The organism is Streptomyces sp. NPDC005574 (assembly GCF_040605435.1).
GTDB lineage: Bacteria > Actinomycetota > Actinomycetes > Streptomycetales > Streptomycetaceae > Streptomyces.
On record NZ_JBEXCW010000003.1, the window covers coordinates 98,823 to 113,142 of the forward strand.

Annotated in this window: 11 protein-coding genes and 1 riboswitch; of the genes, 5 read left to right on the forward strand and 6 right to left on the reverse strand. The window is 70.1% G+C overall.

Features of this window, described 5'->3' with window-relative positions; translation table 11 throughout:
- Positions 1-44 precede the first annotated feature (44 nt).
- The 4 genes from ABZT03_RS03365 to ABZT03_RS03380 form a co-directional block, all read right to left on the reverse strand.
- A complete protein-coding gene (locus ABZT03_RS03365) occupies positions 45-2,426 on the reverse strand; it encodes a ribonucleoside-diphosphate reductase subunit alpha (RefSeq protein WP_356032846.1) in 2,382 nt (793 codons plus the stop codon).
- 119 nt (positions 2,427-2,545) lie between these two features.
- Positions 2,546-2,710: riboswitch (cobalamin riboswitch) on the reverse strand.
- 125 nt (positions 2,711-2,835) lie between these two features.
- The gene (mctP, locus tag ABZT03_RS03370) at positions 2,836-4,464 is read right to left on the reverse strand and encodes a monocarboxylate uptake permease MctP (RefSeq protein WP_356032849.1); all 1,629 of its coding nucleotides are present in this window, start codon (positions 4,462-4,464) and stop codon (positions 2,836-2,838) included.
- On the reverse strand, positions 4,461-4,724 hold the full coding sequence (locus ABZT03_RS03375; protein ID WP_356032851.1) for a DUF3311 domain-containing protein: 264 nt from the start codon (positions 4,722-4,724) through the stop codon (positions 4,461-4,463). The genes mctP and ABZT03_RS03375 overlap by 4 nt, the downstream gene beginning before the upstream one ends.
- A gap of 134 nt (positions 4,725-4,858) precedes the next feature.
- Positions 4,859-5,623, reverse strand: coding sequence for a GntR family transcriptional regulator (locus ABZT03_RS03380; protein ID WP_356032854.1), 765 nt, complete (start codon positions 5,621-5,623; stop codon positions 4,859-4,861).
- A gap of 403 nt (positions 5,624-6,026) precedes the next feature.
- On the opposite strand from ABZT03_RS03380, the gene ABZT03_RS03385 reads away from it, so the two are divergent.
- The 4 genes from ABZT03_RS03385 (at position 6,027) to ABZT03_RS03400 (ending at position 10,757) form a co-directional block, all read left to right on the forward strand.
- Complete coding sequence (locus ABZT03_RS03385; RefSeq protein WP_356032856.1) at positions 6,027-7,310, forward strand: extracellular solute-binding protein; 1,284 nt, start codon at positions 6,027-6,029, stop codon at positions 7,308-7,310.
- Positions 7,311-7,383: 73 nt separating this feature from the next.
- Positions 7,384-8,370, forward strand: coding sequence for a sugar ABC transporter permease (locus ABZT03_RS03390; RefSeq protein WP_356032859.1), 987 nt, complete (start codon positions 7,384-7,386; stop codon positions 8,368-8,370).
- A complete protein-coding gene (locus tag ABZT03_RS03395; protein WP_356032861.1) occupies positions 8,367-9,239 on the forward strand; it encodes a carbohydrate ABC transporter permease in 873 nt (290 codons plus the stop codon). Before ABZT03_RS03390 ends, ABZT03_RS03395 begins: the two co-directional genes overlap by 4 nt.
- A 9-nt stretch (positions 9,240-9,248) precedes the next feature.
- Positions 9,249-10,757: a glycoside hydrolase family 3 protein gene (locus ABZT03_RS03400; RefSeq protein WP_356032863.1), complete on the forward strand. Its 1,509-nt coding sequence runs from the start codon at positions 9,249-9,251 to the stop codon at positions 10,755-10,757.
- Between the two features lie 130 nt (positions 10,758-10,887).
- Here ABZT03_RS03400 and nagB read toward each other — a convergent pair whose 3' ends face one another.
- Positions 10,888-11,673, reverse strand: a complete 786-nt coding sequence (nagB, locus tag ABZT03_RS03405) for a glucosamine-6-phosphate deaminase (protein ID WP_356032866.1) — start codon at positions 11,671-11,673, stop codon at positions 10,888-10,890.
- A gap of 530 nt (positions 11,674-12,203) precedes the next feature.
- Between nagB and ABZT03_RS03410 the strand changes: the two genes are divergently transcribed.
- Complete coding sequence (locus ABZT03_RS03410; protein ID WP_356032869.1) at positions 12,204-13,679, forward strand: PAS domain-containing sensor histidine kinase; 1,476 nt, start codon at positions 12,204-12,206, stop codon at positions 13,677-13,679.
- Between the two features lie 187 nt (positions 13,680-13,866).
- Here ABZT03_RS03410 and ABZT03_RS03415 read toward each other — a convergent pair whose 3' ends face one another.
- A complete protein-coding gene (locus ABZT03_RS03415) occupies positions 13,867-14,124 on the reverse strand; it encodes a WhiB family transcriptional regulator (protein WP_006380970.1) in 258 nt (85 codons plus the stop codon).
- Between the last annotated feature and the right edge of the window lie 196 nt (positions 14,125-14,320).

The following is a 14,320-nucleotide window of genomic DNA, read 5'->3' on the forward strand; positions in this document are numbered from 1 at the left end:
TTCGAAGCCCGGGTCGAGCAGGTTCTTGGTGGTGTCGGCGGTCGTCACTGGCAGGCCTCGCAGGACTCGGGGTTCTCAAGGGAGCAGGCGACGGCGTCGGGGTCGGCGGCCGGCTGGAGGGGGACGGCGGGTTCGGGCTGTGCCTGGGCGCGGGCGGCGCGGGCGATGCGGGTCGCCGGGCGTGAGCGCAGGTAGTACGTCGTCTTCAGGCCCGACCGCCAGGCGTAGGCGTACATCGAGGAGAGCTTGCCGATGGTCGGCGTCTCCAGGAAGAGGTTCAGCGACTGGGCCTGGTCCAGGAACGGCGTGCGGGCGGCGGCCATGTCGATGAGGCCGCGCTGCGGGAGTTCCCAGGCCGTGCGGTACAGGGCGCGTACGTCCTCGGGGATCCAGGTGAAGCCGCTCACCGAGCCGTTCGCGTCGCGCAGCGCCTCGCGGGTGCGCGCGTCCCAGACGCCCAGCTCCTTCAGGTCCCGCACCAGGTAGGAGTTGACCTGGAGGAACTCGCCGGACAGGGTCTCGCGCTTGAAGAGGTTGGAGACCTGCGGCTCGATGCACTCGTACACGCCGGCGATCGAGGCGATGGTGGCGGTGGGCGCGATCGCGAGCAGCAGCGAGTTGCGCATGCCGACGGCCGCGATCCGCTCGCGCAGGGCCGCCCAGCGCTCCGGCCAGGTGAACTCCGCGTCGAAGTGGTCGGGGTGCAGCACCCCCCGGGCGGTACGGGTCTTGTCCCAGGCCGGCAGCGGGCCGTTGCGCTCGGCGAGGTCGGCGGAGGCCTCGTAGGCGGCGAGCATGACGCGTTCGGCGATGCGCGTGGACAGCGCCTTCGCGGCCGGCGAGTCGAAGGGCAGGCGCAGCTGGAAGAAGACGTCCTGGAGGCCCATGACGCCCAGGCCGACGGGCCGCCACCTGGCGTTGGAACGGCCGGCCTGCTCGGTCGGGTAGAAGTTGATGTCGACGACCCGGTCGAGGAAGGTGACGGCCGTGCGGACCGTCGCGTCCAGTCGTTCCCAGTCGACGTCCTGGGCCGCCGGGTCCACGAACGCGCCCAGGTTGACCGACCCGAGGTTGCAGACCGCGGTCTCCCCGTCGTCCGTGACCTCCAGGATCTCGGTGCAGAGGTTGGAGGAGTGGACGACACTGCCGGGTTCGGCCGTCTGGTTGGCGGTGCGGTTGGCCGCGTCCTTGAAGGTCATCCAGCCGTTGCCGGTCTGCGCGAGGGTGCGCATCATGCGGCCGTACAGGTCGCGGGCCGGCAGGGTGCGGCGCGCCAGGCCCGCGGCCTCCGCCCGGCGGTAGGCGGCGTCGAACTCCGCGCCCCACAGGTCGACGAGTTCCGGCACGTCGGCGGGGGAGAACAGCGACCACTGGCCGTCGGCGTCGACCCGGCGCATGAACTCGTCCGGGATCCAGTGCGCGAGGTTGAGGTTGTGCGTACGGCGGGCGTCCTCGCCGGTGTTGTCGCGCAGTTCCAGGAACTCCTCGATGTCGGAGTGCCAGGTCTCCAGGTAGACGGCGGCGGCGCCCTTGCGCCGGCCCCCCTGGTTCACGGCGGCGACCGAGGCGTCCAGGGTCTTGAGGAACGGGACGATGCCGTTGGAGTGCCCGTTGGTGCCCCGGATCAGTGAACCGCGGGCGCGGATGCGGGAGTAGGACAGGCCGATGCCGCCGGCGTGCTTGGAGAGGCGGGCGACCTGGTGGTAGCGGTCGTAGATGGAGTCCAGTTCGTCCAGCGGGGAGTCGAGGAGGTAGCAGGACGACATCTGGGGGTGCCGGGTGCCGGAGTTGAAGAGGGTGGGGGAGGAGGGAAGGTAGTCGAGACGGCTCATGAGCCGGTAGAGCGCGGCCACTTCGTCCAGCGAGCGGGTGCTGTCGTCCTCCGCGAGGCCGCTGGCGACCCGCAGCATGAAGTGCTGGGGTGTCTCGACGACCTGACGGGTGATCGGGTGCCGGAGCAGGTAGCGGCTGTGCAGGGTGCGCAGGCCGAAGTAGCCGAAGCGGTCGTCGGCACCGGCGTCGATCAGGGCGTCGAGGCGGTCGGCGTGGACGCGGACGAACTCGGCGGTGCGGTCGGCGAGAAGCCCCTCGCGGTGTCCGACCGCGACGGACTCGGTGAACGTCGTGACGCCCTGCGAGGCGGCTTCGGCGGCGATGCCCAGGGTCAGCAGCCGGGCGGCCAGCTTCGAGTAGGCGGGGTCCTCGGAGATGAGTCCGGCCGCGGCCTCGGTCGCCAGCTCCCGCAGTTCCGCCGTGTCCGCCCGCGCGGACCGGCCGCGCAGGGCGGCGGCGGCGACCCGGCCCGGGTCGGCGTCGGGGAGGTCGGCGGTCAGCGCGGTCAGGGTCCGCAGCAGCGCGGCTCCGGGACCGTCGTCGGCCACGGGGTCGGCTGTCGCTGAGGCCGGTTCGGCTGGCGCGATGGTCACGTGGGGCTCTCCCTCGCTCGGCACGGGGCCTTGCGGAAGGGGGCAGCTCGCGAGCGCGCGCGGCGTCGCGTCCACCGGCCCATTCCACGAGGCCCGGACGTCCTGGCAGCCCGGCCGGACGGCCGGGAGCCACTGTCGGCAGGTCCTCGGACTCGAGCTCGTACGCGGATATGCGCGCATGAGTACACCGTTGCGGGACAGTTCCGGATTCGCACCGGATTCCCCTGCGGCGACAGCGAGCATGAGCATACATCTTGTGCCGGGCCGCAGTTGCACCCCCAGATGTTGTGCCGTGTCGGCTTCGGAGCGTGTCCGGGCGTCCACGGGAGGAGTGCGGGGGAGAGGCCGGGGAGACGGCTGCGGGCCGCCGGAGACGCTCCGGCGGCCCGCTGTCGCACAGGTCCTCGGGTCAGTGCGCGGTGCCCGCCGTGGCCGGCGGAAGCTCCACCTGTACGCCCGGGTCGCCCGCGTCCGCCGTGTAGTCCTGCGGCCGGGTCTCGTCGATGCCGTCGGGGGCCTTCGCCGCCTTCAGTACGAAGGTGAGGACCACCGTGACGACGACGTTCAGCACGAACGCCGTCAGGCCGATGTAGCCGATCTCCCCGATGCCGGGGATCTCCTTGGCCGAGCCGCCGAAGTGCTTCTGCGTGGGGGAGGCGACGCCGTACGCGGCGAAGGTGCCGTAGACCATGCCGACCGCCCAGCCGGCCAGCAGTGCCCAGCGGTGGAACCAGCGGGTGAACAGGCCGCCCACCAGCGCCGGGAAGGTCTGGAGGATCCAGATGCCGCCCAGCAGCTGGAAGTTGATCGCCACCGTCTTGTCCATGGTCAGCACGAAGACCAGCGCGCCCACCTTCACCAGGAGGGAGACCAGCTTGGAGACCTTGGTCTCCTGCGCGGGTGTCGCGTCGGGCCGGATGAAGTCCTTGTAGATGTTGCGGGTGAACAGGTTCGCGGCCGCGATCGACATGATCGCCGCCGGGACGAGCGCGCCGATCCCGATCGCCGCGAAGGCGACGCCCGCGAACCAGTCCGGGAACATGTCCTCGAACAGCTGCGGGATCGCCAACTGCCCGTTGGTGACCTTGACTCCGGCCGCGATCGCCATGAAGCCGAGCAGGGCCAGCAGGCCGAGCATCAGCGAGTACAGCGGCAGGATCGTGGTGTTGCGCCGGATCACCTCACGGCTGCGTGAGGAGAGCGTCGCGGTGATCGAGTGCGGGTACATGAACAGGGCGAGGGCGGAGCCCAGCGCCAGGGTGGCGTACGTCCACTGTCCCGCCTCGGCCGGGACCAGCGCCCCGCGCGGCTTGCCGGTCGCCGGGTTGGTCTGGCTGAACGCGTCGGCCGCCTTGGCGAAGATGTCGTCGAAGCCGCCCAGTTTGATCGGGATGTAGATGATCGCCACCGCGATGACGAGGTAGATCAGCCCGTCCTTCACGAAAGCGATCAGCGCGGGCGCCCGCAGCCCCGACGAGTAGGTGTAGGCGGCCAGTACGCCGAAGGCGATCAGCAGCGGCAGGTCCTTCACGAACCAGTTGGTGTTCTCCCCGCCGCCCACGCCCATCACGTCCAGCACGGCCTGGATGCCGACCAGTTGGAGCGCGATGTACGGCATCGTCGCCAGGATGCCGGTGACGGCCACCGCCAGCGACAGGCCCTTGGAGCCGAACCGGCCGCGCACGAAGTCCGAGGTGGTGACGTATCCGTGCTTGTGCGAGACCGACCACAGGCGCGGCAGGAAGGTGAAGATCAGCGGGTACACCAGGATCGTGTACGGGACGGCGAAGAAGCCCGCCGCGCCGGCCGCGTAGATCGCCGCGGGCACCGCGACGAAGGTGTACGCCGTGTAGAGGTCGCCGCCGAGCAGGAACCAGGTGACCCAGGTGCCGAACGACCGTCCGCCCAGGCCCCATTCGTCGAGGCTGTGCTCGTTCTCCGCCTTGCGCCAGCGCGCGGCGAGGAAGCCCATGGCCGTGACGGCCAGGAAGAAGAAGATGAAGACGCCGAGCGCGACGCCGTTGACTCCGTCGTTCACGTCGACGCACCTCCGCTCCGTGCGGCGCGGGCGCGCTGGTCACGGCGCCACAGCGCGTACGCGGTCATCGTCAGGGCCGTGGAGATGAGCACCCACAGCATCTGGTACCAGTAGAAGAACGGGATCCCGATGAACGCCGGGTCCGTCCTGGCGTACGAACCGATCCACAGCATCGCGAGGAACGGCGCCGCGAGGCACAGCGCGATGACCACGCGGACCGGTGTCACCACCGGTGGTCTTGCTTCGGGCACATCGGACATGGCGGCTCCGTCCCCTCACTGATCACCTGGGCAATGCGCAGGCAATGTAGGCGACGGCGCGACGACTGCGAAAGCCCCCGTCCGGATATCGACGCGACATCCTCACCTGGCCCGACGGGAGGCGGGGGACCCTCCTAGTCCTGCGGACGCTTCAGCCTGGCCACGAACTTGTAGCGGTCGCCCCGGTACACCGAGCGCACCCACTCCACGGGCTGGCCGGTCCGGTCCAGCGAGTGCCGGGACAGCATCAGCATCGGCAGGCCCACGTCGGTGCCGAGCAGGCCGGCCTCGCGCGGGGTGGCCAGCGAGGTCTCGATGGTCTCCTCGGCCTCGGCGAGGTGGACGTCGTAGACCTCGGCGAGCGCGGTGTAGAGGGAGGTGTACTTCACGAGGCTGCGGCGCAGCGCCGGGAAGCGCTTGGCCGACAGGTGGGTCGTCTCGATGGCCATCGGCTCGCCGTTGGCCATGCGCAGCCGCTCGATGCGCAGCACCCGGCCGCCGGCCGTGATGTCGAGCAGGTCGGCGAGCCGGTCGTCGGCGGTGATGTAGCCGATGTCCAGGAGCTGGGAGGTGGGTTCGAGGCCCTGAGCGCGCATGTCCTCGGTGTACGAGGTGAGTTGGAGCGCCTGGGAGACCTTCGGTTTGGCGACGAAGGTGCCCTTGCCCTGGATGCGTTCGAGCCGGCCCTCCACGACGAGTTCCTGCAGCGCCTGGCGCACGGTCGTGCGGGAGGTGTCGAACTCGGCGGCCAGGGTGCGCTCGGGCGGGACGGGCGTGCCGGGCGACTGCGTCTCCGTCATGTCCAGCAGATGCTTCTTGAGGCGGTAGTACTTGGGCACGCGCGCGGTACGGACGGTCGCCCCACCCTCGTTCTCCGCACTGCTGACCTCGGTGCTCATGCTCCGCCTTCCCGGCTCCGGACGCCGAAACGACCGACGTCCGTCGGCCACGGCTCACATCGTGGCACGGTCCGGGCGGGTTGGCCCCACACGCTCCGTGATCCCCTCTGTATACCGTCGGCGCCGTTGTTGGTCTAGTCCACCGCGCCGGGTCCGAGGCTGTGGTACAGCGGCGGTGGTCCGTCCGATTGGTCGCTTGCGCAATGAAAGGTCCCTGCATATCTCGGTCGCATCACGGACCTCCGGAGCCCGCTTGAACACCCTTGACACGCCTATTGGTCTGGGCCAAGCTCCCCCTACTGGTCTACACCATTGGTCCAGTCCCGGCTTCATGGGCGGTACGTGCTTTGGCTGGCACCGCGGGGAGGCAGGGGGGTTCGTGGGCATCCCTGAGGAGGGTGGCGTGAAGCGCAAGCTGATAGTCGCGATCGGTATCGCGGGCATGATGGTCTCCATCGCGGCGTGCGGGGACGACAGCAGCGGGAGTTCGGACAAGAGCGGCGCGGACGCCAAGGAGCTGACCGTCTGGCTCACCGTGGACGCCCAGAACAACTGGCCGGAACTGGTGAAGGCCGCCGACGCCGCCGTGCAGAAGAAGCACCCCGGCGTCAAGATCAACCACGAGTACTACGGCTGGCCGGACAAGAACACCAAGCTCGACGCGGTGCTCGCCACCGACAAGGCCCCCGACGTGGTCGAGATGGGCAACACCGAGATGCTCGGCTACATGGTCAAGGGAGCCTTCGCCCCCCTCGACACGGCGAAGTTCGACAACTCCTCCGCCTGGCTGGACGGCCTCAAGGCCTCGGTGACCTACGGCGGCAAGACCTACGGCGTCCCCTACTACGCCGGTGGCCGCGTGGCCAACTGGCGCAAGGACCTCTTCGCCTCGGCCGGCGTCAAGTCCACCCCGAAGACGTACGCCGAACTGACCTCCGCCCTGGACAAGGTCCAGAAGAAGGAGGGCAAGAAGTTCAGCGCCTGGTACCAGCCCACCCGTGACTGGTACGCGGCCATGTCCTTCGTCTACGACGCCGGCGGCTCCATCGCCAAGGAGGAGGGCGGCCAGTGGAAGGCCAACCTCTCCTCGCCCGAGTCCGTCAAGGGCCTCACCGAGTTCAAGAACGTCGTCGACAAGTACATGCACGGCGACAAGACCAAGGACGAGTCGGACCGTTACATCGTCTACGGCCAGGGCAAGTCCGGCATGATCTTCGGCGCGGCCTGGGAGGGCGCGACCTCCGAGGACCCGAAGAACGACAAGACCGGCAAGCTCAAGGGCAACCTCGAGAACTTCGTGATGCCCGGCCCGTCCGGCAAGAACCTCCCCGTCTTCCTCGGCGGCAGCGACCTCGCCGTCCCGGTGAAGTCGAAGGCTCAGGCCCTCGCCGCCGAGTGGATCAACGCGTTCACCGGTCCCGCCGGCCAGAAGGGCCTGATCGGCAAGGGCAACCTGCCCAACAACAAGACCGACCTCGCGACCCTCAAGAACGACCCCGCGACCGCGGTCCCGGCCACCGCGGCCGAGTCCAACTGGTTCGTCCCGATGGCACCGGGCTGGGGCCAGGTCGAGAAGGCCCAGGTCCTGCAGACGATGCTGCAGGAGATCGGCACCGGCAAGAAGTCGGTCGAGGACGCCGCCAAGGAGGCGGACACCGCGATCGACAAGGTCATCAACACCAAGTGACCTGGAACGGGGCCCCGTCGACAGCGGGGCCCCGCTTTCCGTACGACCTGAGGGACCGCTGAGGAGCGCGCGGATGAGTGCCGCAGACACGACCACTGCCAAAGTGCCGCCGACGCGGCCGTCGCCACCACCACCGGCCGTCACCGAGAAGCCACCGGGCAGGCGGAGCCGGGGGGCCGCCGGCACCCCGTGGCTGCTGCTCGCCCCCTGTCTGCTGATCCTGGCGCTCGTCCTCGGCTATCCGCTGGTCCGCCTGGTCACCCTCTCGTTCCAGAAGTTCGGACAGTCCCAGCTGTGGGGCTTCCAGCCGGCCGAGTCGGTCGGGTTCGACAACTTCAGCAAGGTGCTGGACGACAGCGAGTTCTGGCAGGTCGTGGTCCGCACGATCGTCTTCGCCGCCGGCTCGGTGATCTTCACCATGGTGATCGGGATGCTGGTGGCGCTGCTGCTGCAGCGCGTCTCCGGCTGGGTCAAGACCCTCATCAACATCGCGCTGGTGGCCAGTTGGGGCATGCCGATCATCGTCGCCACCACGGTCTTCAAGTGGCTGTTCGACGCCGACTACGGCATCCTCAACGCGCTCCTCAGCAAGCTGCCCGGCGTCGACATGATCGGCCACAACTGGTTCGCCAGCGGCCCGCAGGGGCTGGCCGTGATCATGCTCCTGGTGGTCTGGGGAGCCGTGCCGTTCGTCGTCATCACCCTCAGCGCGGGCCTCACCCAGGTGCCCGCCGAACTGGAGGAGGCGGCCCGGCTGGACGGCGCCGGAGCCTGGGGCGTGTTCCGGTACGTCACCCTCCCCATCCTCAAGCCGATCATCGTGATGCTGACGACCCTCTCGGTCATCTGGGACATGGGCGTCTTCCCGCAGGTCTTCGTGATGCGCAACGGCCATCCGGAGGCGGAGTTCCAGCTCCTCACCACGTACTCCTACGACCGGGCCTTCGTGGTCAACGACTACGCGCAGGGCTCCGCGATCGCCCTGCTCACCGTGGTGCTGCTGCTCGGCGTGGTCGCCGTCTACATGCGCCAGATGCTGAAGATCGGAGACGTCGAATGACCACCGTGGACGCCGCCGCCACCACGTCCCGCGCCGTGGGCACCCCCCGGCCCCGAAAGAGCAGGGCCGGCTGGAACCTTCTCGGTCTCCTCGTCTTCGTCAGCGCGGGCTTCCCGGTCTACTGGATGCTCAACACGGCGTTCAAGCCGGCCAAGGACGCCATCGACCCCGACCCGAGCCTGCTGCCGACCGGCTTCACCCTCTCCAACTTCAGCCGGGCGCTGGACATCGCCGACTTCTGGGGTCCCGTCGGCCGCAGCCTGATCGTGTCCCTGTCGGTGGTGGCCATCGGCATCGTGGTCGGCATGCTGGCCGCGCTCGCCATCTCCCGCTTCGCCTTCCGCGGCCGCAAGATCGTGATCGTGGGCATCCTGGCGGTCCAGATGATCCCGCTGGTCGCCATGATCATCCCGGTCTTCCTGCTCCTCAACGACCTGGAGCAGTACGACAAGCTCACCGGCCTGATCCTCACGTACCTGACCTTCATCCTCCCCTTCACGGTGTGGACGCTGCGCGGCTTCATCGTCAACATCCCCAGGGAACTGGAGGAGGCGGCCATGGTCGACGGCTGCTCCCGCACCGGCGCCTTCATCCGGGTCGTCTTCCCGCTGCTGGCCCCCGGCATGGTCGCCACCTCGGTCTACGGCTTCATCCAGGCCTGGAACGAGTACCTGTACGCCCTGATGCTGCTCAGCCAGAAGAACCAGACCGCGACCGTCTGGCTCGGCAACTTCACCACCAAGCACGGCACCGAGTACGCCCCGATGATGGCCGGTTCCACGATGATGGCCGTGCCGATCGTCGTCCTGTTCCTCCTCGTCCAGCGCAAGATGGCCGCGGGTCTGACCGCTGGCGCCGTGAAGGGATAACGCAGCCCGATGACGACATTCGCCAGTGGCACCACTGCGTCCGATTCAGGGGGAGACGGCCTCTCGCGTGACGCGCTGACCGTCCTCCAGCCCGGCTTTCCCGGCACCACGCCCCCCGACTGGCTGCTGCGTAGGCTCGGCGAGGGACTCGCCTCCGTCGGACTGTTCGGCCGCAACATCGCCTCGCCCGAGCAACTCTCCGCGCTGACCGGCCGGTTGCGCGCCGAACGCCCGGACGTGCTGGTCGCGATCGACGAGGAGGGCGGTGACGTCACCCGGCTCGAGGTGCGCACCGGTTCCTCCTTCCCCGGCAACCACGCGCTCGGCGCGGTCGACGACGTCGAGCTGACCCGGCAGGTCGCCGCCGAGCTCGGCCGCCGGCTCGCCGCCTGCGGGGTCGACCTCAACTGGGCCCCGTCGGCGGACGTCAACTCCAACCCGGCCAACCCGGTCATCGGCGTCCGGTCCTTCGGCGCCGACACCGACCTGGCCGCCCGGCACACGGCCGCCTACGTCACCGGCCTGCAGTCCGCCGGTGTCGCCGCCTGCACCAAGCACTTCCCCGGCCACGGCGACACCGCGGTCGACTCCCACCACGCGCTGCCCCGCATCGACGTGGGAGCGGACGGGCTGCGCGGCCGCGAACTCGTGCCGTTCCGTGCCGCCGTCGCCGCCGGCACCCGCGCGGTGATGAGCGCCCACATCCTGGTCCCCGCCCTCGACCCGGACCGTCCGGCCACACTGTCCCGGCGCATCCTGACCGACCTGCTGCGCGGCGAACTCGGCTACGACGGCCTGATCGTCACCGACGGCATGGAGATGCGGGCCATCGCCGGCACCTACGGCATCGAGCGCGGCAGCGTCCTGGCCGTCGCGGCCGGCGCCGACGCGATCTGCGTGGGCGGCGGCCTGTCCGACGAGGAAACGGTACTGCGCCTGCGCGACGCCCTGGTCACGGCGGTGCGCTCCGGCGAGCTGCCCGAGGAACGCCTCGCGGACGCGGCGGAACGGGTCCGCGCCCTGGCCCGCTGGACGGCGTCGGCGGCCGGCGGCGCCGGACAACTCGCCGCGGACCCCGAGGTCGGCCTGCGCGCGGCCCGGCGCGCCCTGCGCATCACCGGAGCGGCCGACTTCACCCCCCTGACCGAAGCGCCGTATGTCGCCGCGCTCACCCCCGTCGCGAACATCGCGGTCGGCGACGAGACGCCCTGGGGCGTGGCCGCGGAACTCTCCCGGCTGCTCCCCGGCACCCGCACGGGCAGCTTCTCCGGTGAGGACGCCGGGCACCTCGCCCTGGCCTCCGCCGGTGAGCGCCGGATCGTGGCCGTCGTACGCGACGAGCACCGCCACCCCTGGATGGCGGTCGCCCTCGACACCCTGCTGGCGGCCCGCCCCGACACGATCGTCGTGGAGATGGGCCTGCCGCGGGCCGCCCCGCGCGGAGCCGTGCACATCGCCACCCACGGCGCGGCCCGGGTGTGCGGCCGCGCGGCGGCGGAGGTCGTCGCGGGCGTGTGACCCCTGCGGCGAAGGCGCCGGCCCCCTCGGGGACCGGCGCCTTCCGTGTGTGCGGGGCCGGTGACGAGAGGCCCTGGGGGTCTTTCGTCCGGACCGGCCGCGCGCCCTGCCTGCTCCGGACGAGAGGTCCTCAGATGCCCTGCCACTCCGGCTTGTGGGCGAAGGTGTGCCGGAAGTAGTCGGCGAGCTTCAGCTCGGACGCGGCGGCCTCGTCGACGACGACCGTGGCGTGCGGGTGGAGCTGGAGCGCGGAGGCCGGGCAGATCGCGGCGACCGGTCCCTCGACCGTCGCGGCGACCGCTTCGGCCTTGCCCTCCCCGGTGGCCAGCAGCACCAGGTGCCGGGCCTCCAGGATGGTGCCGATGCCCTGCGTGATGACGTGGTGCGGGACCTGCTCGATGTCGCCGTCGAAGAAGCGCGCGTTGTCCACGCGGGTCTGCTCGGTGAGCGTCTTGATCCTGGTCCGGGAGGCGAGCGAGGAGCAGGGCTCGTTGAACCCGATGTGCCCGTCGGTGCCGATCCCGAGCAGTTGGAGGTCCACCCCGCCGGCCTCGGCCAGTGCCCGGTCGTACGCCTCGCACGCCCCGAGCACGTCCTCGGCCGTGCCGTCGGGACCGATGAACGCGTCCATGCCGATGCCGAGCGGCTCCAGCACCTCGCGCCGCAGCACCGAGCGGTAGGACTCCGGGTGGTCGGCGGGCAGCCCCACGTATTCGTCGAGCTGCGCGATCCGGGCCCGCGAGGCGTCCACGGCACCGGACTTCACGCCGGCCGACAGCGCCTCGTAGACGGGCAGCGGGGTCGAGCCGGTGGCCACCCCGAGCAGCGCCTCGGGCCTGCGCCGCAGGAGGCGGGCGATGGCGTCGGCGATGAGCTCGCCGCCCGACCGGGCGTCCGGAACGATGACAACTTCCACGCTGGGCCTGCCGATCTGAAGAGCGATCCGAACACGGTAAGAATGATGATATGTGGTTTAGACCAATCTAACAGAGGGCGGCGAGCCGGCGGCGTCCGCGGAAACTGTCCTGTCGATCCCGCCCCGCACACGAACCCACACGGGTTAGGCTGCGTGGTGGACGCCAGGGAGTCCGCCCGTTCCAGAAGAGACAACAACAAACAGCCTCCAACGCATGGACACACGTAGTGGTCTAGTCCAGAATGCGGAGGAGAAACCACCACGCCTCCGTCCTCCCCGCACAGGAGGACGGACCGAGGATCCGGAGCTCTCTGCCCTGACTGCCCCGGCTCCTCACCCTTCGGCCGACCGGGACCGCACACCCCGCGGCCGTTGTTGCTCCGGGCTGCGGTGCCGGGAGGGTTGAGGGTCCCTCCCAGGCGCCGCGGCCCGCGGGTGTCTCCGGGCCCCGTCCACACGCCGTGACCGTCCCCGCGTCCCCGTACGGCCTGTTTTAGGCCCTGCACATACCCCCAGGTACGCTCGGCCACGTGCCCTCCATGAACGAACTCGTACGCCAGCACACCGCCCTCGAGGACTCCGACCTCGAGTGGCTCCACCTGCTGGTCTCGGAGTGGCAGCTGCTCTCCGATCTCTCCTTCGCCGACCTCGTCCTGTGGGTGCCCACCCGCGACGGCACCCGCTACGTGTCCGTCGCCCAGATGCGGCCCAACACCGGCCCCACCTCGTACCAGGACGACATGGTCGGCCACCTCGTCCCGCGCGGGCGCCGCCCGATGCTGGACGCGGCCCTCGACGAGGGGCGCATCGTCCGTGAGGGCGACCCCGAGTGGCGCGAGGAGGTCCCGGTCCGCGTCGAGTCGATCCCCGTCCGGCGGCAGGGCCGCGTGCTCGGCGTCATCGCGCGCAACACCAACCTCCTGACCGTGCGCACCCCGAGCCGCCTGGAGCTGACGTACCTCCAGAGCGCCTCCGACCTGGCGCAGATGATCGCGGCGGGCTCCTTCCCCTTCCCCGACCAGCAGGTGGACATGGACGCCTCGCCCCGCGTGGGCGACGGCCTGGTCCGGCTGGACGCGGACGGCGTCGTCCAGTACGCCTCGCCGAACGCGCTCTCCGCCTACCACCGCCTCGGCCTCGCGACCGACCTGGTCGGCCAGCACCTGGGCGAGACCACCGCCGAACTCGCCCCCACGCTCGGCCCGGTGGACGAGGCGCTGGCCAAGGTCGCCAGCGGCTGGGCGCCCCGCGAGTTCGAGATCGAGTCGCACGACGGGGTGATCCAGTTCCGGGCGATCCCGCTCAAGCCCAAGGGCATCCGCATCGGTTCGCTGGTCCTGCTGCGGGACGTGACGGAACTGCGCCGCCGCGAGCGTGAGTTGATCACCAAGGACGCCACCATCCGGGAGATCCACCACCGGGTGAAGAACAACCTCCAGACGGTGGCCGCCCTGTTGCGGCTCCAGGCCCGGCGCATCGAGTCCGACCGCGGCCGCGAGGCCCTGGAGGAGGCCGTACGGCGGGTCGGCTCGATCGCGATCGTGCACGAGACGCTCTCCCAGAACCTGGACGAGCGGGTGGAGTTCGACGAGATCGCCGACCGGGTCCTCGCGATGGTCGCCGAGATCTCGCCGGGCAAGGTGGCCGGCCGGCGCACCGGCCGCTTCGGCATCCTGGACGCCGAGGTCGCCACACCCCTGTCGATGGTGCTGACGGAGATCCTGCAGAACGCCCTGGAGCACGGCTTCCGCGAGGGCGAGACCGGCACCGTCGAGGTATCGGCGGTCCGCAGCGGCACCACGCAGGACACCCGTCTCCTGGTCACCGTCCAGGACGACGGCGTCGGACTGCCCGAGGGCTTCGACCCGCACACCGGCGGCAACCTCGGCCTGCAGATCGTACGGACGCTGGTGGAGGGCGAGTTGGGCGGCACGTTCGACATGGTCCCGGCGCCGGAGCGGGGCACGCGGGTGATCCTCGACATCCCGGTGCGGGCCCCCAAGTAGCGCGGCCCGCCGGCGACCCGCCGGAAGAAGAACAGCAGGAAGCCCCGGACCGTGGCGGTCCGGGGCTTCCTCATGCTCGTTGCCAGCGTGTGCTGCGCATCGGGGGTACTGCGCGCTGCGGCTCGGGGGCGGGAGATGCGTACGCGCTGTACGCGCCGCCGTGCCAGGCTGTCGCGGGGCGGGTATGTCAGGCGGTGGCCTGACGGGCCCGGTTGCGGGCGGCGCGGCGCTTCATCGCACGGCGCTCGTCCTCGCTGAGACCACCCCAGACGCCGGAGTCCTGACCGGACTCGAGCGCCCACTGCAGGCACTGCTCCATGACGGGGCAGCGGCGGCAGACGGCCTTGGCTTCCTCGATCTGCAGCAGCGCAGGACCGGTGTTGCCGATGGGGAAGAAGAGCTCGGGGTCTTCCTCGCGGCAAACGGCGTTGTGACGCCAGTCCATGGCTGCTACCTCTCCTTGGTATTACATGCACGTTGCTTGTGAATGTGAACGCTTTCACGAATCCCTCAACAAGTGAAGGGCCGACTGCCAGGTTCCCTGGTGTGGTCCTGTGAGTGTTGAGGGGTTCTGGTGATCAGTGGAGGCCGGTGTTGCGGGCCGTCTCGATCGCCACGTAGAGACTCGCAAACCTCAGCGG